This is a genomic window from Stenotrophomonas sp. RS-48, from assembly GCF_030053245.1.
GTDB classification, from domain to species: domain Bacteria; phylum Pseudomonadota; class Gammaproteobacteria; order Xanthomonadales; family Xanthomonadaceae; genus Stenotrophomonas; species Stenotrophomonas maltophilia_P.
The window spans coordinates 16,325-34,408 of record NZ_JASGBV010000082.1 but is presented as its reverse complement, the minus strand read 5'-3'; the positions used below and the strand labels follow the sequence as shown (position 1 = coordinate 34,408).

Annotated in this window: 16 protein-coding genes; 13 read left to right on the top strand and 3 right to left on the bottom strand. The window is 67.0% G+C overall.

Annotated features, from left to right (window positions below; translation table 11 throughout):
• Nucleotides 1-7: 7 nt before the first annotated feature.
• Nucleotides 8-1,900, bottom strand: a complete 1,893-nt coding sequence (gene htpG, locus QMZ25_RS14735; RefSeq protein ID WP_053517309.1) for a molecular chaperone HtpG — start codon at nucleotides 1,898-1,900, stop codon at nucleotides 8-10.
• A gap of 651 nt (nucleotides 1,901-2,551) precedes the next feature.
• On the opposite strand from htpG, the gene rsmD reads away from it, so the two are divergent.
• The 6 genes from rsmD to QMZ25_RS14705 all read left to right on the top strand — a co-directional run bounded on the left by rsmD (nucleotide 2,552) and on the right by QMZ25_RS14705 (nucleotide 7,365).
• Nucleotides 2,552-3,130, top strand: a complete 579-nt coding sequence (gene rsmD / locus QMZ25_RS14730; protein WP_053517311.1) for a 16S rRNA (guanine(966)-N(2))-methyltransferase RsmD — start codon at nucleotides 2,552-2,554, stop codon at nucleotides 3,128-3,130.
• A gap of 26 nt (nucleotides 3,131-3,156) precedes the next feature.
• The gene (coaD, locus tag QMZ25_RS14725; protein WP_053517312.1) at nucleotides 3,157-3,666 is read left to right on the top strand and encodes a pantetheine-phosphate adenylyltransferase; all 510 of its coding nucleotides are present in this window, start codon (nucleotides 3,157-3,159) and stop codon (nucleotides 3,664-3,666) included.
• 58 nt (nucleotides 3,667-3,724) lie between these two features.
• Nucleotides 3,725-4,216 carry a hypothetical protein gene (locus QMZ25_RS14720; RefSeq protein ID WP_053517314.1) on the top strand — a complete coding sequence of 164 codons (492 nt, stop codon included), beginning with the start codon at nucleotides 3,725-3,727 and terminating at the stop codon, nucleotides 4,214-4,216.
• Between the two features lie 132 nt (nucleotides 4,217-4,348).
• Entirely contained in the window at nucleotides 4,349-4,630 is a 282-nt protein-coding gene (locus QMZ25_RS14715) for a YfhL family 4Fe-4S dicluster ferredoxin (RefSeq protein ID WP_053517316.1), read from the top strand.
• On the top strand, nucleotides 4,627-6,357 hold the full coding sequence (gene ggt, locus QMZ25_RS14710) for a gamma-glutamyltransferase (RefSeq protein WP_283219861.1): 1,731 nt from the start codon (nucleotides 4,627-4,629) through the stop codon (nucleotides 6,355-6,357). Before QMZ25_RS14715 ends, ggt begins: the two co-directional genes overlap by 4 nt.
• A gap of 120 nt (nucleotides 6,358-6,477) precedes the next feature.
• Nucleotides 6,478-7,365 carry an MBL fold metallo-hydrolase gene (locus QMZ25_RS14705; RefSeq protein WP_074901296.1) on the top strand — a complete coding sequence of 296 codons (888 nt, stop codon included), beginning with the start codon at nucleotides 6,478-6,480 and terminating at the stop codon, nucleotides 7,363-7,365.
• Nucleotides 7,366-7,417: 52 nt separating this feature from the next.
• Here the strand turns inward: QMZ25_RS14705 and upp are convergent, their stop codons facing one another.
• The gene (upp, locus tag QMZ25_RS14700) at nucleotides 7,418-8,050 is read right to left on the bottom strand and encodes a uracil phosphoribosyltransferase (RefSeq protein ID WP_053517320.1); all 633 of its coding nucleotides are present in this window, start codon (nucleotides 8,048-8,050) and stop codon (nucleotides 7,418-7,420) included.
• 163 nt (nucleotides 8,051-8,213) lie between these two features.
• Here upp and QMZ25_RS14695 point away from each other — a divergent pair, with 163 nt between their 5' ends.
• From QMZ25_RS14695 to QMZ25_RS14670, 6 genes are all read left to right on the top strand, one after another.
• Nucleotides 8,214-10,775, top strand: a complete 2,562-nt coding sequence (locus QMZ25_RS14695) for a TonB-dependent receptor (RefSeq protein WP_283219860.1) — start codon at nucleotides 8,214-8,216, stop codon at nucleotides 10,773-10,775.
• Nucleotides 10,775-11,887 carry a phytase gene (locus QMZ25_RS14690; protein WP_283219859.1) on the top strand — a complete coding sequence of 371 codons (1,113 nt, stop codon included), beginning with the start codon at nucleotides 10,775-10,777 and terminating at the stop codon, nucleotides 11,885-11,887. Before QMZ25_RS14695 ends, QMZ25_RS14690 begins: the two co-directional genes overlap by 1 nt.
• The gene (locus QMZ25_RS14685; protein ID WP_283219858.1) at nucleotides 11,884-13,248 is read left to right on the top strand and encodes a metallophosphoesterase family protein; all 1,365 of its coding nucleotides are present in this window, start codon (nucleotides 11,884-11,886) and stop codon (nucleotides 13,246-13,248) included. The genes QMZ25_RS14690 and QMZ25_RS14685 overlap by 4 nt, the downstream gene beginning before the upstream one ends.
• A 10-nt stretch (nucleotides 13,249-13,258) precedes the next feature.
• On the top strand, nucleotides 13,259-13,879 hold the full coding sequence (locus QMZ25_RS14680; RefSeq protein ID WP_065174967.1) for an inorganic diphosphatase: 621 nt from the start codon (nucleotides 13,259-13,261) through the stop codon (nucleotides 13,877-13,879).
• An 85-nt stretch (nucleotides 13,880-13,964) separates the two neighbouring features.
• Nucleotides 13,965-15,380 carry a deoxyribodipyrimidine photo-lyase gene (locus QMZ25_RS14675; RefSeq protein WP_283219857.1) on the top strand — a complete coding sequence of 472 codons (1,416 nt, stop codon included), beginning with the start codon at nucleotides 13,965-13,967 and terminating at the stop codon, nucleotides 15,378-15,380.
• Between the two features lie 141 nt (nucleotides 15,381-15,521).
• A complete protein-coding gene (locus QMZ25_RS14670; protein WP_053517326.1) occupies nucleotides 15,522-16,217 on the top strand; it encodes an OmpA family protein in 696 nt (231 codons plus the stop codon).
• Between the two features lie 112 nt (nucleotides 16,218-16,329).
• Here QMZ25_RS14670 and QMZ25_RS14665 read toward each other — a convergent pair whose 3' ends face one another.
• Nucleotides 16,330-17,055 carry an SDR family oxidoreductase gene (locus QMZ25_RS14665; RefSeq protein ID WP_111185460.1) on the bottom strand — a complete coding sequence of 242 codons (726 nt, stop codon included), beginning with the start codon at nucleotides 17,053-17,055 and terminating at the stop codon, nucleotides 16,330-16,332.
• 122 nt (nucleotides 17,056-17,177) lie between these two features.
• On the opposite strand from QMZ25_RS14665, the gene QMZ25_RS14660 reads away from it, so the two are divergent.
• Nucleotides 17,178-18,074: a LysR family transcriptional regulator gene (locus tag QMZ25_RS14660; RefSeq protein WP_053517329.1), complete on the top strand. Its 897-nt coding sequence runs from the start codon at nucleotides 17,178-17,180 to the stop codon at nucleotides 18,072-18,074.
• The last annotated feature ends 10 nt before the right edge of the window (nucleotides 18,075-18,084 follow it).

Here is an 18,084-nt window from a genome sequence, read left to right as displayed (position 1 = left end):
CAGCGTGTCAGGCCGACAGTTCCAGCAGCAGCTTGTTCAGGCGCGCAACGTAGGCGCCCGGGTCCTTCAGGCTGTCGCCGGCCGCGAGCGCGGCCTGGTCGAACAGCACGCGGCCGAGATCATCGAAACGATCACCGTCGGCCTCGCCATCGAGCTTGGCGATCAACGGGTGCCCCGGATTGATCTCCAGCACCGGCTTGCTGTCAGGCACCTTCTGGCCGCTGGCTTCCAGGATCTGGCGCATCTGCAGCCCCAGATCCTGTTCACCGATGGCCAGCACCGCTGGCGAATCGGTCAGCCGGTGCGACACGCGGACTTCGGCCACGTCGTCGCCAAGCACCGCCTTCAGCCGCTCGATCAGGGCCTGCTTGTCCTTGGCCGCCGCTTCCTGTTCCTGCTTGTCCGACTCGGTCTCCAGCGCGCCGAGGTCGAGGTCGCCACGGGCGATGTCGACAAAGCCCTTGCCGTCGAAGTCGGTCAGGTAACCCATCAGCCATTCGTCGATGCGGTCGGTCAGCAGCAGCACTTCCACGCCTTTCTTGCGGAACACTTCCAGGTGCGGGCTGTTGCGGACCTGGCTGTAGCTCTCGCCGGTCAGGTAGTAGATCTTGTCCTGGCCTTCGGCCATGCGACCGATGTAGTCGGCCAGCGAGACGGTCTGGGCATCGCCCTCGCCACGGGTGGAGGCGAAGCGCAGCAGGCCGGCCACCTTCTCGCGGTTGTTGTAGTCCTCGGCCGGTCCTTCCTTCAGCACCTGGCCGAATTCCTTCCAGAACGTGGCGTACTGCTCGGGCTTGTCGGTTGCCAGCTTCTCCAGCATGTCCAGCGAGCGCTTGGTCAGCGCGGCCTTCATCGAATCGATGACCGGGCCGGACTGCAGGATCTCGCGCGAGACGTTCAGCGACAGGTCGTTGGAATCGACCACGCCCTTGATGAAGCGCAGGTACAGCGGCAGGAACTGCTCGGCCTGGTCCATCACGAACACCCGCTGGACATACAGCTTCAAGCCCTTGGGCGCATCGCGGTGATACAGATCGAACGGTGCACGGCCCGGCACGTACAGCAGCGAGGTGTACTCCAGCTTGCCTTCGACCTTGTTATGGCTCCACGCCAGCGGATCGCTGTGGTCGTGTGCCACGTGCTTGTAGAACTCGCTGTACTCGGCGTCGCTGATCTCGGTGCGCGGACGGGTCCACAGCGCGCTGGCACGGTTGACGGTTTCCCATTCGACCGCCGCGCCCTCTTCACCCCCTTCCTTCGGCATCTGGATCGGCAGACCGATGTGGTCGGAGTACTTCTTGAGGATGCTGCGCAGGCGCCAGCCATCGGCAAAGTCGTGTTCGCCGTCCTTCAGGTGCAGCACGATGCGGGTGCCGCGCTCGGGCTTGTCGAGGGTCGCGACGTCGAAGTCGCCTTCGCCGCGCGAGGTCCAGCGCACGCCTTCGCTGCTGGCCAGGCCGGCCCGCCGCGAGGTGACTTCGACTTCGTCGGCGACGATGAACGCGCTGTAGAAGCCGACACCGAACTGGCCGATCAGCTGCGAGTCCTTCTTCTGGTCGCCGGACAGCTGGCGCAGGAAGTCGCCGGTACCGGACTTGGCAATGGTGCCGAGGTGGGCGATGGCCTCGGCGCGGCTCATGCCGATGCCGTTGTCCTCGATGGTGATGGTGTGGGCGGCCGGGTCGAAACTGACGCGCACGCGCAGGTCGCTGTCGTCTTCCAGCAGGGACGGCTGGGTCAGCGCCTCGAAGCGCAGCTTGTCGGCCGCGTCGGCGGCATTGGACACCAGCTCGCGCAGGAAGATCTCCTTGTTGGAGTACAGCGAGTGGATCATCAGCTGCAGCAGCTGCTTGACTTCGGTCTGGAAGCCAAGGGTTTCGGTCTGGGTCGTCTCGGTCATCGATAGGGCTCCGTGTGCAGTGCCGCGCCAGCGCGTGCGGCCTCGCCAAGGGGTAGGGGTGATTGTCCCGAAATCAAGGGGGTTGGTCGGGCAGGGCGGCGCCCTGCACCCGCAGAGGCCAGAGCCAAAGCAAGAGCGGGCACTCCGTGGGATGGCGGGGCACTGTGGGTTCGCGGGGGCGCCGTGAATCCGTCCATGGAGGCTTGGTCGCCGCATCCATGCGGCTCACACCCCGCGAACCCACAGTGCCCCGCCTTCGACAGTTGGCCGGTGGCCACTAGATCCACGCCGTGCGTGGATGAAATCTCTCAGATCTCGAGATCCAAGCCAGGGTCAGATCCGTTTTCCACAGGAAAACGGATCTGACCCCAAGAGCCGTTCCGACAGATCGCAGGAAACGGTCGAAGGCGGGGTGGATCAGGTTGTGGGGGTGTCCGCGGCATGGATGCCGCGGCCAAGCCCCCAGGGATGGGTTCACGGCGTCCCCCACAACCTGACCCACCCCGCCAACCCCCAGGAAACCAGCCTTTGCCGTTGCTCCAGCCGTTGCTCCAGCCGTTGCTCTGGCTTCTGCGGGTGCCGGGCGCCGCCCGGCCGAACTACAATCCCGCTCATGCTGAAATTCTCGAACACCCTTCGCCGGTGGCCCCGATGAGCGGCCGTGGAGGCAATGACGGCCAGGTTCGCATCATCGGCGGGCGCTGGCGCAATACCCGCCTGCCGGTGCCGAACCTGCCGGGCCTGCGGCCCAGCAGTGACCGTGTGCGCGAGACCCTGTTCAACTGGCTGATGCCCCGACTGGCCGGGGCCCGCGTGCTGGACCTGTTTGCCGGCAGCGGCGCGCTGGGCCTGGAAGCCGTCTCGCGCGGCGCCGCTCACGCCACCCTGGTCGAGCGCGATGCCCAGCTCGGCCGCAATCTGTCGGCCGCCGTCGCCAAGCTGCAGGCCAGCGCGCAGATCACCGTGGTCCAGGCCGATGCCCTGCGCTGGCTGCAGGGCGCGCCCGCGCAGCAGGCGGATCTGGTGTTCATCGACCCGCCGTTCGCCGATGGCCTCTGGCAGGACGTGCTGGCCCAGCTGCCGCGGCATCTGGCAGCCGACGCCTGGCTCTACCTGGAGTCGCCGGCCGGTCACGTCCCGGTGCTGCCGCCGGACTGGCTGCTGCACCGCGAGGGCGGCACCCGTGAGGTGCGCTTTGCCCTGTACCGCCGCGCCGCTGCTACACTTTGACTTCATCTGAACATCTGCAACCGCCCATGACCGTGGCCAACCGCCGCATTGCCGTCTACCCCGGCACGTTCGATCCGATCACCAACGGTCATATCGACCTGGTGAACCGGGCCGCGCCGCTGTTTGAAAAGGTCGTGGTCGGCGTGGCGCAGAGCCCGTCCAAGGGGCCGACCCTGCCGCTGGAACTGCGCGTGCAGCTGGCCCGGGATGCCCTGGGCCACCATGGCAACGTCGAGGTCTGCGGGTTCGATACCCTGCTGGCCCATTTCGTACGCTCCGTCCAGGGCGGGGTCCTGCTGCGCGGCCTGCGCGCGGTGTCGGACTTTGAATACGAGTTCCAGATGGCGAGCATGAACCGCCACCTGATCCCGGAAGTCGAGACCCTGTTCCTGACGCCGGCCGAGCAGCACAGCTTCATTTCGTCTTCGCTGGTCCGCGAGATCGCGCGCCTGGGCGGCGACGTGTCCGGCTTCGTGCCGGCCGCGGTGCTTGAAGCCCTGCGCAGGGTCCGCGAGGCGAAATCGACCCAGTCATAAGCCCCGCCGTACCCGCACCCCTTACGTACAACACCACGCACCATTCCGGGAGGAAACCATGAACACCACCATGCGCGCGATGCTGATCGCCTCGTTGGCCCTGGCCTTCACCGCCTGCAAGAAGGAAGAGGCCGCTCCGGTCGACGAAGCCAAGCAGGCGCTGGTCGCCCCGTCCAAGGACGACGACGCAGGCTGGAAGAAGTACCTGCAGGAAGTCGCCATCCAGAACATGGGCAACATCTCCAACAGCCCGTTCCTGTACTACCTCTCGCCGGAATCGGACCCGGACTTCCAGGCCAAGTACGAGCGCCAGACCGAGAGCGCGACCCAGGCCGTGGCCCGTGGCGTGCAGCCGGGCAACATGTTGGCCTTCGGTTCGTCGGCCTCGGGCAAGATGGCGGACATGATCCAGGCCGTGTTCAAGGACGTGTCGCCGGATTCGATGAAGGGCGTGCGCGTCGTCTTCATCGGCCAGTCGGCCGACAACGCCCGCGTGCAGGCGGCCGTGCAGCCGACCGGTGCCGAGTACATTTTCGTCGAAGCCAAGTAAGACCGAGCCGTGGCGGCCACGTTGCAACGTGGCCCGGGTGGCGCCTGTAGCGGGCGCCACCGATGACCTGACCGGCCCGCGCGCCCGCGCTGGCCGGTCCTTTGTCCCAAGGCGCGGGCGAGGAGTATCGCCATGTCGCTGAAAATCAATGAGCTCTGCGTCAACTGCGACGTCTGCGAGCCGGCCTGCCCGAACCAGGCCATTGCGATGGGTGAAACCATCTACGTGATCGACCCCGCCCGTTGTACCGAGTGCGTGGGCCATTTCGACGAGCCACAGTGCGTGGTCGTCTGCCCGGTCGAATGCATCGATCCGGACCCGGAGATCGTGGAAACGGAAGACCAGCTGCTGGCCAAACTGCGCCGGCTGCAGCACGATCATCCCGAACTCTACGCGGAGCCCCCATCCGAATGAAGACGCTGCTCGTCCGTCCCGTACTGCTGCTCGGCCTGTTGCTGAGCCCGCTTGCCTGGGCCGATGCGCCGGCCCGTGCCGAACGTCCCGATGGCGCTGCGATTGCCAGCGGCCACGCGCTGGCCACCCAGGCCGGCGTGGACATCCTTGCGCAGGGAGGCAACGCGTTCGACGCCGCAGTGGCGGTGTCCTCGACGCTGGCGGTGGTCGAGCCGATCAGTTCCGGCCTGGGCGGTGGCGGCTTCTTCCTGCTGCATGACGCGGCCACCGGCAAGGACGTGATGCTGGATGCGCGCGAGACCGCGCCGGCCGCCGCCACGCCGCAGGCCTTCCTTGACGGGAAGGGCAACCTGGACCGCGACCGCTCGGTCAACGGCGCCTGGTCGGCGGGTATCCCCGGCCTACCTGCGGCGCTGGTGGAGCTTTCGGCCCGGCACGGCAGGCTGCCCCTGGCGGTTTCGCTGCAACCGGCCATCCGCATCGCCCGCGACGGCTTCCCGGTGTACGAGCGGATGGCCAAGGGCTATGCCTCGCGCCGCGAGGTGATGGAGCGTTACCCCGGGACCCGCGAGGTGTACCTGCGCAACGGCAGGCCGATCGCCACCGGTGATGTGTTCCGGCAGCCGGAACTGGCGCAGACACTGGAGCGGCTGGCGGCGGGTGGCTTCGATGGCTTCTACAAGGGCCAGACCGGCAAGCTGCTGCTGGCCGGGGTGAAGCAGGCCGGTGGCCGCTGGACCGCCGAGGAGCTGGCCGGCTACCGGGTGAAGCAGCGCGAGCCGATCGTCTTCGACTACAACGGCTGGAAGATCACCACGGCGCCGCCGCCGTCGTCCGGTGGCATCGCCCTGGCCAGCATGCTGCAGATCCTGGAAGGCTGGGACATCAAGCAGATGGATCCGGCGCACCGCGCCCATCTGGTAGTCGAATCGATGCGGCGTGCCTACCGCGACCGCACGTTCTTCCTGGGCGATCCGGACTTCGTGCAGATCCCGCAGAAAGTGCTGACCAGCAAGGATTACGCGCAGGGCCTGCGTGCCACCATCCATCCGGAGAAGGCCACGCCCAGCGACCTGCTGTCGGGCAATCCGACGCCACTGGAGGACGACGAGACCACCCATTTCTCGATCATCGACCGTGATGGCAACCGCGTCGGCGCCACCCAGACCGTCAACCTGCTGTACGGCTCGGGCCTGATACCCAAGGGCACCGGTGTGCTGCTGAACAACGAGATGGATGATTTCGCGCTGAAGCCGGGCACGCCCAATGCGTTCGGCGTGATGGGCTACGAGGCCAACGCACCGAAGCCGGGCAAGCGCATGCTCAGCTCGATGACGCCGACCTTCATGGAGAACGCCGACAAGGTCGTGGTGCTGGGCACCCCCGGCGGCAGCCGCATCATCACCATGGTGCTGCTGGGCATCCTTGGTTACGACGCCGGCCTGGACGCGCAGCAGGTCGCGGCGCTGCCGCGCTACCACCACCAGTGGCTGCCGGACCTGATCGAGGCCGAAGACAACGCGTTCGACGCGGCCACCGTGAAGCAGCTGCAGGCGATGGGCCACAAGATCGATCTGCCGGGGAATGTCGCCGCCGGTGGTCGCGGCTCCAGCCACGTCTGGGGCAATCTGCAGACGGTGGAATGGGATCGCAGGAGCAACCGGTTGTTCGGCGGCAGCGATCCGCGCAACCCGGTCGGCAGCGCCCAGGTGGTGCCCGGCAGGTAACGGTCGGGCTCGCCGGGTCCCATCCGGCCGACGGTGAGCCGCAGCGCCCTGCCCGCAACGGCAGGGCGCTGCAGTTTCTTTCTAGCGATTATTTAACGGCCTGCCGACGATAATCGGCGCATGAAACTCTGGTCGATTCGTGGTAACTCGCAGCGCCTCGACGGCGGTGCGATGTTCGGCAACGCACCCCGTGCGTTGTGGGAAAAATGGGCGGCACCGGATGAGCTGAACCGTATCGAGCTGGCATGCCGCGCGCTGTTGGCCAGCCCGCTGGAAGGCAAGACGGTCCTGTTTGAAACCGGCATCGGCGCGTTCTTCGATCCGCGCATGCGCGAGCGCTATGGCGTGCAGGAAAGCCAGCACGTGCTGATCGATTCGCTGCGTGAGGCGGGCTTCGAACACGAGGACATCGACGTGGTGGTCCTCAGCCACCTGCACTTCGACCACGCCGGCGGCCTGCTGGCAGCATGGAGCGAGGGGCGCGAGCCCGAACTGCTGTTTCCCAATGCCACCTATGTGGTCGGTGCACAGCACTGGCAGCGCGCACTTCAGCCGCACCCGCGCGACCGCGCCAGTTTCATCCCGGAGCTGCCCGGGCTGCTGCAGGCCAGTGGGCGCCTGGAAGTGGTCGACGGCGAGTTCTCCAGGGCGCTGGGGCGCAGCGTGCGTTTCAGCTACAGCGATGGGCATACGCCGGGGCTGATGCTGGCCGAGATCGTCGGCCATGGGCATGCAGGCGAGGTCGCTCGCGGTGGCGTGGTGTTCTGCGCTGACCTGATTCCGGGGCGCTCGTGGGTGCACGTGCCGATCACCATGGGATATGACCGCAACGCGGAACTGCTGATCGACGAGAAGCGGCAGTTCCTGGAGGACAAGCTGGCGCGCAACGTGCATCTGTTCTTTACCCACGACCCGCAGGTCGCACTGGCCCAGCTGGGTCGCGACGACAAGGGGCGTTTCGTGACCCTGCACGAGCAGGGTGAACTGAAGGCGCGCGCACTGGGGTGAGTGCCGGGGTCGGAGCCCTTTCTGCGAAAGGGATCTGACCCCGCCGCACCGGTCAGCCGACGCGGGTGCCGAAGATGCGGTCGCCCGCGTCGCCGAGGCCCGGCAGGATGTAGCCCTTTTCGTTGAGCTGGGCGTCGATTGCCGCCGTGTAGATCTCCACATCCGGATGCGCTGCCTTGACCGCGTCGATGCCCTCCGGAGCGGCGACCAGGAAAATGCCCTTGATGCGTCGCGCACCGGCCCGCTTGAGCATGTCGATGGTGGCGATCAGGGTGCCGCCCGTGGCCAGCATCGGGTCCAGGATCAGCGCATCGCGCTCTTCCAGGCGCCCGGTGAGGCGCTCGAAGTACGGCACCGGCTGCAGGGTTTCCTCATCGCGCTGCAGGCCGACCACACTCACGCGGGCGGCAGGGATCAGCGACAGTACGCCGCTGAGCATGCCCAGGCCGGCGCGCAGGATCGGCACCACGGTGATCTTGGCGCCAGCGATGCGCTGCACGGTCACCGGACCGGCCCAGCCGGGCAGGGTGTGCGGCTCGGTGTCCAGGTCAGCGGTGGCCTCATAGGCCAGCAGCGTGCCCAGCTCGTTGGCCAGTTCGCGGAAATCCTTGGTGCTGAGCGCGGCGTTGCGCATCAGGCCGATCTTGTGCTGCACCAGCGGGTGGCGCACTTCGACGATCTTCATGGTCGGAAAAGGGGGAAGGGAGAGGCGATCATTCTGCCGGATCGGGGTGCGGAACCCCAAACGGAGCGCAGCCAGCGGGCGCGGATCGAGGGCGTCTGTCATGGCCATGCAACCTTGCGGACATACCGTCCAGACCCATTCTTAACAGGAATGGGGATTCCCAGTGCATATCAAGACTCCGTTGGCCGTTGCCATCACGCTGACCCTGGCGATGGGGGCCAGCGCTCCGCTGCAGGCCGCCGCGCAGCAGACGGTCGCCGCCACGGGGGCAGCGGCGGTCGATGCGATCGACCTGGACCGCGTCGAGGTGCGTGCGCAGCTCGAATCGCAGATCCGCGCGGTCGATCTGAAGCGCAGCAGCGACGCGATCGAAGACGCCGTGTCTTCCGACGCCCTTGGCCAGTATCCGGACAAGAACGTGGCCGAATCGCTGCAGCGTCTACCCGGCATCAGCGTCACCCGCGACCAGGGCGAAGGCCGTTTCGTGGTCATCCGGGGCCTGGACGCCAACCTCAACAGCGTCAGCGTCGATGGAATCGCCGTGGGTACGCCGGAGGACTCCAGCCGCGCTGCACCGCTGGATGTCATTCCCTCCGACTCCACCGAGCGGCTGCGCGTGGTCAAGTCGCCAACGCCGGACATGCCCGGCGACGCGATCGGCGGTGCGGTCCTGGTCGAATCGGCCTCGGCATTCGATCGCGACGGGCGCAGCCTGCGTGCCAAGATCGAGGGCAGCCACCAGCAGCTCTCGGGCGAAACCAGCCCGAAGGCCGCCTTCAACTACAGCGAAGTGTTCGCCGATACGTTCGGCATCGCGCTGGGCGTGAACTACCAGAAGCGCAGGTTTGAATCGGACAACACCGAAGTGGAGTACGACGGCGAGGATGATGCTGCACCGGGGGATGTCACCGCGATCAACCTGCAGCACCGCAAGTACGAGATCGAGCGCAAGCGCATCGGCGCCAACCTCAACCTGGACTGGCGCCCGAATGAAGACAGCAAGTACTACCTGCGCACGTTGTACAGCCAGTTCGACGATGCCGAGACCCGCCAGCGGGTGATCTTCAATTTCGACGATGCCGACATGGTGCGCACCGGCACCGACCAGTACCGGCTGGATGACATGCCGGGCGATGCGATCGACAAGCGCATGCGTTACCGCACCAAGAAGGAGAACACCTTCGCAGCCAGCCTCGGTGGCGAGAACCGGCTGACCAGCGCGGTGGTCGATTACCGTATCGGCTACACCCGCACCGAGGAGCGGGTGAACGACGAGATGGAGGCGCGGTTCACACTGGATGGTGATGACTTCAACGGCACCCTGGACCAGCGCAGCCGGCTGCCGACCTACAGTTTCGACAACCCGCAGTGGCTGGACAACGGCAACTACGCCTTCGACCGCTTCGTGCTTTCGCCCAAGCAGGTCAACGACAAGGAGCACAGCGCGCAGGTCAACGTACGCTTCGACGGCGACAGCAGCAGCCTGAAGTTCGGCCTGCTGGGCCGCTGGCGCGACCGCGATGTCAATACCGACGAGCGTGAGCTGCGGGTGGGCCCGAAGGTGGCACTTTCGAGCTGGACCACGTCGGCCCCCGAGCATCGCCATGGCAACCTGGGCGATGGCATGGATTCGGCGGCGATGCGGGCGTACTGGGCGGCCAATGGCAGCCAGTACAGCGCCCGGCCGCAGGATGCCGGCGCCAATGCCCTGGCATCGCTGGAAGAGGACTATGTGGCCAGCGAAGACATCTTCGCCAGCTATGCGATGGGGACCTGGGATATCGGCGCGCTGCGCATCATCGGCGGCGCACGCGTGGAGAACACCCGTTTCAGGGCGGTGGGCAACCAGGTCGAGGTGGCGGCCAACGGGCGCAGCTTCACCGTCACCCCGCGCGTGGCCAACAACAGCTACACCAATGTGCTGCCGGGCCTGCATCTGCGCTACGACGCAGCCGATGACTGGGTGCTGCGCGCCTCGGCCAACAAGACCGTCTCGCGCCCGTCCTTCGGCGACGTTTCGCCCCGTGTGGGCTACAGCCGCGGCGACGAGGAAGTGCGGCTGGGCAATCCCGAGCTGGATCCGTACGAGTCGAAGAACATCGACCTGTCGGTGGAAAAGTACATCGGCAGCACCGGCATCGTTTCGCTTGGCCTGTTCCACAAGTCCATCGACGGCTATATCGTGGAAACCGTGCGTACCAATGATCCGGACTACGACGGCTTCGACGTGACCCAGCCGATCAATGGCCGCAAGGCCACGGTACGCGGCGCCGAGTTCAACTGGCAGCAGCAGCTGGCCTTCCTGCCGGCAGGCTTCGACGGTCTTCTGGTCGGGGCCAGCGGCACCTGGCTGGATACCGAATTCGATGCCGGCATCGCGGACCGTGCCGGCGAGGACTTCACGCTGCCGCGTGCCTCCAAGCACGTGTACAGCGCGCATGTCGGCTACGAGAAATATGGACTGAGCACCCGCCTGGCTGCGGTGTACCGCAGCGAATATCTGGACAGCATCGGCAAGGGCCGTGCATTCGACATCTACGTGGCACCCAACACGCAGCTCGACTTCTCGCTGGATTATCGGTTCAGCCCGCGCGTCAGCCTGTACTTCGAGGCGCAGAACCTGCTGGACAAGCCGTTGGAGCTGTACCAGGGCACGCGCTCGCGCACGCTGCAGATGGAAGAATATGGCCGCACCTACGCGCTGGGCCTGAAGGTGGCGCTGTGATGGGGCGGCACATTCCGGGGCTCGTGGCAGCGATCGCAACCGCGCTGGTCGTGGGCTGCACGCCAGCGGCCGACCGTGCGCCGGCAGCACATGCGGCGTCGCCGACGCCTCCGGCGCGCACGGTGGCCACCGTTGCCGAGGCGTTCGTGTCGCCACTCACGCCCGCCGACAACATCGATTCGCCCGCAACCTGGCGCACGCCGGACGGGCAGATCTGGCTGATCGCCACCGCCAAGGCCACCGACAAACTGGTGGTGTATGACGGCAGCACCGGCCGTCACCTGCGCGACGTCGGTGCCACCGGTACCGGCCTTGGACAGTTCGATCGCCCCAATGGCATCGCCGTGACCGACGACCTGTTGTGGATCGTGGAACGCGACAATCACCGGGTCCAGGTCCTGTCCCTGCCGGACTTCACACCGCTGGCGACGTTCGCTGCCGAAGATCTGCGCAAACCCTACGGGCTGTGGGTCGATCGCAGGGCGGACGGCTACAGCGTCTACGTCACGGACTCCTGGGACAACGGCGAGGACGCACAGGGCCGCGACATCCTGCCGCCGCTGGCGGAACTGGACAAGCGCGTGCGCCAGTACCACGTTTCCCGCGACGGCGCGAAGATCGACGCGAAGCGCATCGCCGACATCGGCGACACCAGTGAGGCCGGTGCGCTGCGCGTGGTCGAATCGATCTGGGGCGATCCGGACAACGACCGTCTGCTGATTGCCGAAGAGGATGAGAGCTACGCCAGCGAGTTCAAGGTCTATACGCTGGCAGGCCGCTTCACCGGCACCACCTTCGGCCGTGACGTGTTCAAGGCGCAGGCCGAAGGGGTGACCCTGCGGACCTGCGGCAAGGACGGCTGGTGGATCACCACCGAGCAGGGCAAGCAGCGCAGCGTGTTCCATCTGTTCGATCGGCACACGCTGAAGCCGGTCGGTGCCTTCCAGGGCAATACCGTGGCCAACACCGATGGCATCTGGCTGATGCAGCAGCCCAGCACGCGGTTCCCGCACGGTGCGCTGTATGCGGTGCATGACGATCAGGGCGTGGTCGCCTTTGACTGGGAAAGCATTGCCAGGCAGCTGGCGCTGCCGCTGGAGTGTGGCGCATGAGGCGGCACAGCACGCGCGCGTTCGTCGCCAGCCTGCTGCTGGCCCTGCCTCTGCTGGTCACCGCGGCGGCCGAACCCAACACGCAGGTGCCGGCGGGCAGCCGCCACTATGCGGCATCGCCACTGCCGGATCGTATCGTTGCCTCGCCCTCGGCCGACCCCAGCCACGGATTCGCCGTGGCCTGGCGTACGGATGGCAGCGTACAGGCGCCACTGCTGGAGATCGCGCGTGCCGGCGATTCGCCGGCCATCGAAGGTATTCGCGCGCTGCGCGCGACCACGCAGGCGCTGCAGACCGAGAACGGCCTGTCTCACCATCACCGCGTTGACATCGATGGCCTGCAGCCGGATACCGCATACATCTACCGCGTGCAGGGCAAGGCGGGCTGGAGTGCATGGAACCAGCTGCGCACGCTGGCCACCGCCGGGCAGCCGCTGACGCTGCTGTACTTCGGCGATACCCAGAACAAGAATCTCAGTCACGTCAGCCGCGTGATCCGGGCCGCGCAGAAGGCGGCACCAGATGCTCGCCTGAGCCTGTTCGCGGGTGATCTGGTCAGCGGCGGCGACGGTGTGGACGACAGTGAATGGGGCGAATGGTTCGCTGCCACCGCCTGGCTGGCGCAGGAAACACTGGTGGCGCCTGCCATCGGCAATCACGAGTATTTCGAGGAGTTCGAGGACACTCCGCAGGAACGCCGTGTGCTGGGCCGGCACTGGCCGGTGACCTTCGCACTGCCGGGCAATGGCGCCGCTGCCGCGCAGCAGACCAGCTACTGGTTCGATGCGCAGGGCGTGCGCGTGGCGGTGCTTGATGGAACCTCGGCACTCGATCTCGGCACCGCCCAGGCCCAGGCACACTGGCTGGACAAGGTGCTGTCCGGCAATCCGCAGCCGTGGACCATCGTAATGCTGCACCAGCCCTTCTACTCGCCGCGCGAAGGCCGCGAGAACGCCGCATTGCGTGACGTGCTGCTGCCGGTGGTGCGTCGTCACCAGGTGGATCTGGTGCTGCAGGGGCACGACCACACCTATGGCCGCCGTGGCGAAGGACAGGCCGCCACACCGCAGTACGTGGTGACCGTGGCGGGACCGAAGCAGTACCGTCTTTCCGATGAAGCCCGAAGGACGATGGCCCCGGTGGCCGAGGACACCCAGCTGTTCCAGGTGCTGCGCATCGATCCGCAGCACCTGCGCTATGAGGCGCGCACGGTGACCGGGCAGCTGTACGATGCTTTCGAGCTGCACCGTGACGCCAGCGGGGGCAAGCAGCGCACGGAGCTGACCGAAGGCCGCATCACGCCACGCGACTGCCCGCGCGCGCAGACTGCCAAGGGTCGCGCCGACCGTTGCTGGGAATAAGGAGACGCCGATGACCATGCCCCGACGCATCGTTCCTCTTGCTGCCATCGGTGCCGCTCTGCTGTTGCTGGCCGGTGCGGTGGCCGCCGCTGATGCGGTGCTGCATCCGTTCCTGGCGGCCCAGCCGCAGCAGGCACCGCAGGAGGTGAACCTGGCCGTGGAAATTCCCGCTGGCAGCTTCACCAAGTATGAGATCAAGGACGACGGGCTGGTCCACGTCGACCGCTTCCAGTCGATGCCGGTGGCCTATCCGGCCAACTATGGTTCGATGCCGCGCACGCTGGCGGGCGACAACGATCCGTTGGACGCGCTGGTGCTGACCCGTGAACCCCTGCACCCCGGCGTGATCATCCGCTTCCGCCCGATCGGCTATCTGAAGATGATCGATGGCGGCGAACATGACGAGAAGGTCATCGGCGTGCCGACCGACAAGGTTGATCCGAGCTATGCAGGCGTCCGCGATCTGGCCGATCTGCCGGAGATCGAGCGGCAGCGCATCGAGGCGTTCTTCCGCGTGTACAAGGATCTGCCAGCCGGACGCAACCCGGTGCAGCTGCAGGGCTGGGGCAACGCGGCCGAGGCGCGTACGCTGATCCGCGAAGCCATGCAGCGTTTCGACGCCGGGAAGTAGTCCGGCTGCGGACGGCGTTGCACCCCTGCGCGGTCTTCACCTGTGCTGGCTATCATGGCCGCCTTCCACAGCAAAGGCGGTGCACGTGTCGGTAGCGTTGGTCTGGTTCCGTCGCGACCTGCGGCTGCAGGACAATCCGGCCCTGCAGGCCGCACTGGATGCGGGGCACGATGTGGTCCCTGTGTACATCCACGCGCCGCACGAAGAAGGCGAGTGGGCGCCGGGAGCGGCATCCAACGCCTGGCGTCATCGCTCGCTTGCCGCGCTGGATGCGGATCTGCGTGGCCGCGGTTCTTCCCTGGTGCTGCAGATCGGCGACAGCCTGCCGGTGCTGCAGGCACTGATCGCACGGACCGGTGCCACGGCGGTGTACTGGAACCGCAAGTACGAGCCCGCCACCCAGCCACGTGATGCCTCCATCAAGCGCACGCTGCGCGAGCAGGGCATCGATGCGCAGAGCTGCAACGGCAGTCTGCTGTTCGAGCCGTGGGATATCGCCACCCAGCAGGGGCAGCCGTACAAGGTGTTCACCCCGTACTGGCGCAACGTGCTCAGTCACTGGCGCCTGCCCGGGCTGCAGGCGGCGCCCGCGGCACTGGCGGCGCATGCCGTCGAAGGCGAGTCGCTGCAGGCGCTCGGGCTGGCACCGGCGCTCGGCTGGGACGAGGGCTTCTGGGAGCACTGGCAGCCGGGAGAGGCCGGCGCACTGGAGGCGCTTTCGGTGTTCGAGGACGGGGCGCTGCGAGGCTATCGCGCGCAGCGCGACCTGCCGGACCGGGTCGGCACCTCGCGGCTGTCACCGCACCTGCACTTCGGCGAGATCGCGCCCTGGCGCATCGCCCATGCGCTGGAAGGGCTGCGCAGCACCGGTACCGACGCCGACATCGACGGCTACCTGCGGCAACTGGGCTGGCGTGACTTCGCCTACCACCTGCTGCATCACTTTCCGGAGACCCCCACCGGCAACCTCAACCCGCGCTTCGACCGCTTTCCGTGGGCCACGCCCAGCGCCGGCCAGCTGCATGACTGGCAGCGCGGCAACACCGGTGTACCGATCGTGGATGCCGGCCTGCGCGAGCTGTGGCATACCGGCTACATGCACAACCGGGTGCGGATGATCGTCGCCAGCTACCTGTGCAAGCACCTGCGCGCGCACTGGCTGCATGGCGCACGCTGGTTCTGGGACACACTGGTCGATGCCGACCTGGCCAACAACACGATGGGCTGGCAGTGGGTGGCCGGTACCGGTGCGGATGCAGCGCCTTACTTCCGCGTATTCAATCCGGTCACCCAGGCCGAAAAGTTCGATCCTCAGGCGCGCTACATCACCCGCTGGGTACCGGAACTGGCGGCGCTGCCGGTGAAGGCGCGCTTCGCGCCGTGGCAGCATCCGCAGTGGCTGGCCGAGCACGCGCCGGAGTATCCGCGCAGCCCTCTTGTGGATCTGGCCGCCGGCCGGGATGCAGCGCTCGCCGCCTACCGCCAGTCGGGAGCGGGGTAAAGCGCCGTCGCGGGGTTCCAGACAGCTAGCTGAACAAGGGCCTGTCTAGCGGCGTGTTCATCATCCCGGCATCGCGTCCTGCTGTTTATCCTCTGTGCGGCCCGCAAGCCGCCGGCCCGACCGGAAACCAAGGAGACCATCATGATCCGCAACACCACCCGCAATGTCGCACTGGCCCTGATGAGCGCGGCCGTCCTGTCGGCCTGCGCCACCGGCGGTTCCTACGTGCAGAGCGATCAGTACGGCAACCCGACCGAGCAGCAGAACCGGACGGGTCGCAACGCGCTGATCGGTACCGCCATTGGCGTGGCCGCCGGCCTGCTCAGCGGCGACAGTGCGACCGAGCGCCGCCAGCACGCGCTGATCGGTGCAGGCATCGGCGCGCTCAGTGGCGCGGCCGTGGGCCAGTACCAGGATCGCCAGGAACGCGCGCTGCGCGAGCGCACTGCCAACACCGGCATCGATGTGCAGCGCCAAGGCGACAACATCATGCTGAACCTGCCCGACGGCATCACCTTCGATTTCGGCAAGTCGGCACTGAAGCCGCAGTTCTACGGCGCGCTCAACGGCGTGGCCGGCACCCTGCGTGATTACAACCAGACCATGATCGAAGTGGTCGGCCATACCGACAGCATCGGCAGCGATGCGGTCAACAACCGCCTGTCCAAGGAGCGCGCCGATTCGGTCGCCCAGTACCTGATCGGGCAGGGCGTGCAGAGCGTGCGTATCGAAACGCTGGGCGCCGGCAAGGCGTACCCGATTGCCGACAACAGCACCGATGCCGGCCGTGCCAAGAACCGCCGTGTTGAAATCCGCGTGATTCCGCTGCAGCAGTAACGCGCGGCGCGTGCGTGCAGGTCCGGCGCAGCCGGAACGGGAATGCCGCCCTTGCAGGCGGCATTTTCGTTGGCGGCGATGCGCGGCGCCTACCGCAGGAACGGCGGCCGGGTCATGCTGCGGCCGTCGGCCGCACCACGATCTCGTTCACGTCCACGTCGTCGGGCTGCTCGATGGCGAACCGCACCGCGCGCCCGATCGCATCCGGCTGCAGGGCGATGGCGCGATAGCCGACCATCATTTCGGCGGCGACCGGGTCGGTGATGCTGTCCGCAAGCTCGCTTTCCACCACGCCGGGGTGGATGCAGGTGACCCGCAGCTCGCGGTGTTCCTGGCGCAGGCCCTCCGAGATGGCGCGTACCGCGTGCTTGGTGGCGCAGTAGACCGCAGCGGTCGGTACGACCGACAGCGCGCCGATGGACGCGATGTTGATGATCTGTCCGCGGCCGCGTGCGCGCATATGGGGCAACACGGCCGCGATCCCGTGCAGTACACCGCGGATGTTGACGTCGATCATCCGGTCCCATTCGTCCACCTTCAGCGATGCCATCGGCGACAGTGGCATCACACCGGCATTGTTGACGATCACATCGAGGGCGCCGAACTGCTCCAGGGCCGAAGCGGCGAACGCTTCGACCTGCGCGCGCTGTGTCACGTCCAGCGCATGCACGCGTACGTCGGCGCCGTGCTGGCGCAGTTCATCCGCCAGTGCCTGCAACCGTTCGAGGCGGCGCGCGCCCAGCACCAGGCGCGCGCCGGGCTGCGCCAGCGAGCGGGCGATGCCGGCGCCGATGCCGCTGGAGGCACCGGTGATCAGGATGGTTCGGGAATGGCTCATGGCAGGTCTCCGGAAGGGCTAGGGGGAAATGCCGGGTCGTGCCCGGTGCAGTCACGGTAGACGGCCTGCTTCGTCGCGATAAGATGGCGACTGCTGACTACCTTGTATAGATCCGCTAACCAATGTCCGTCGATCTCAATGCCCTCGCGGTGTTCCAGCGGGTAGCCGACTGCAGCAGCTTCACCGCGGCGGCCCAGCAACTGGGCGTGACCCGGTCGGCCGTCAGCCAGACCATCGCCCGGTTGGAACAGTCGCTCGGTGTCGCTCTGGTGCTGCGCACCACCCGCAGCGTCAACCTCACCGATGCCGGCCAGGCGCTGCTTGCGGCGGTCAGACCCGCCCTGGCTGAGCTGGGCAGCGCCGTGGAGTCCACGCTACGTCGCGGCAGCACCCTCAAGGGCCAGCTGCGCCTGGCCGTGTCCTCCATTGCCGAGCATTTCCTGGCCGGTCCCCTGCTGGCCAGCTTCGCCGCCCGGCACCCGGAGCTGCAGCTGGACATCACGGTGACCGATGAGGAGTTCGACATTGTCGAGGCGGGTTTCGACGCGGGCGTGCGTCTGGGCGAGGTGATCGCCCAGGACATGGTGGCGATTCCGGTGTCCGGCCGGCAGCGGCAGGTGGTGGTGTGCACTCCGCGGTATGGGCAGCAGCACGGCATGCCCAGGCACCCGCGCGAGCTGCCCGGGCACCGTTGCATCGGCTGGCGCGCCGCACCACGCAAGGCGCCCTATCGCTGGGAATTCGAAGAGCGCGGACGCGAGTTCAGCGTCGATGTGCAGCCGGAGATCACCAGCAATGACATGGCCACGATGACCCGCCTGGCATTGGCGGGCGCCGGGCTGGCCTTCGGCATGGAGGACACATGGCGCCCGTGGCTGCAGCGTGGGGAACTGGTCAGCGTGCTGGAGCCGTACTGTCCGTGGTTCGCAGGGTTCTTCCTGTATTACCCCAGCCGGCGCCAGGCCGAGCCGAAGCTGCGGGCACTGATCGAGCATCTGCTGGAACAGCGCGCCGCATGACGCCGGGCAG

Bases quoted from the DNA above. Each gene is read 5' to 3' on its own strand.
- htpG (WP_053517309.1), bottom strand. From the start codon at position 1,900: ATGACCGAGACGACCCAGACCGAAACCCTTGGCTTCCAGACCGAAGTC.
- rsmD (WP_053517311.1), top strand. From the start codon at position 2,552: ATGAGCGGCCGTGGAGGCAATGACGGCCAGGTTCGCATCATCGGCGGG.
- coaD (WP_053517312.1), top strand. From the start codon at position 3,157: ATGACCGTGGCCAACCGCCGCATTGCCGTCTACCCCGGCACGTTCGAT.
- QMZ25_RS14720 (WP_053517314.1), top strand. From the start codon at position 3,725: ATGAACACCACCATGCGCGCGATGCTGATCGCCTCGTTGGCCCTGGCC.
- QMZ25_RS14715 (WP_053517316.1), top strand. From the start codon at position 4,349: ATGTCGCTGAAAATCAATGAGCTCTGCGTCAACTGCGACGTCTGCGAG.
- ggt (WP_283219861.1), top strand. From the start codon at position 4,627: ATGAAGACGCTGCTCGTCCGTCCCGTACTGCTGCTCGGCCTGTTGCTG.
- QMZ25_RS14705 (WP_074901296.1), top strand. From the start codon at position 6,478: ATGAAACTCTGGTCGATTCGTGGTAACTCGCAGCGCCTCGACGGCGGT.
- upp (WP_053517320.1), bottom strand. From the start codon at position 8,050: ATGAAGATCGTCGAAGTGCGCCACCCGCTGGTGCAGCACAAGATCGGC.
- QMZ25_RS14690 (WP_283219859.1), top strand. From the start codon at position 10,775: ATGGGGCGGCACATTCCGGGGCTCGTGGCAGCGATCGCAACCGCGCTG.
- QMZ25_RS14685 (WP_283219858.1), top strand. From the start codon at position 11,884: ATGAGGCGGCACAGCACGCGCGCGTTCGTCGCCAGCCTGCTGCTGGCC.
- QMZ25_RS14680 (WP_065174967.1), top strand. From the start codon at position 13,259: ATGACCATGCCCCGACGCATCGTTCCTCTTGCTGCCATCGGTGCCGCT.
- QMZ25_RS14670 (WP_053517326.1), top strand. From the start codon at position 15,522: ATGATCCGCAACACCACCCGCAATGTCGCACTGGCCCTGATGAGCGCG.
- QMZ25_RS14665 (WP_111185460.1), bottom strand. From the start codon at position 17,055: ATGAGCCATTCCCGAACCATCCTGATCACCGGTGCCTCCAGCGGCATC.
- QMZ25_RS14660 (WP_053517329.1), top strand. From the start codon at position 17,178: ATGTCCGTCGATCTCAATGCCCTCGCGGTGTTCCAGCGGGTAGCCGAC.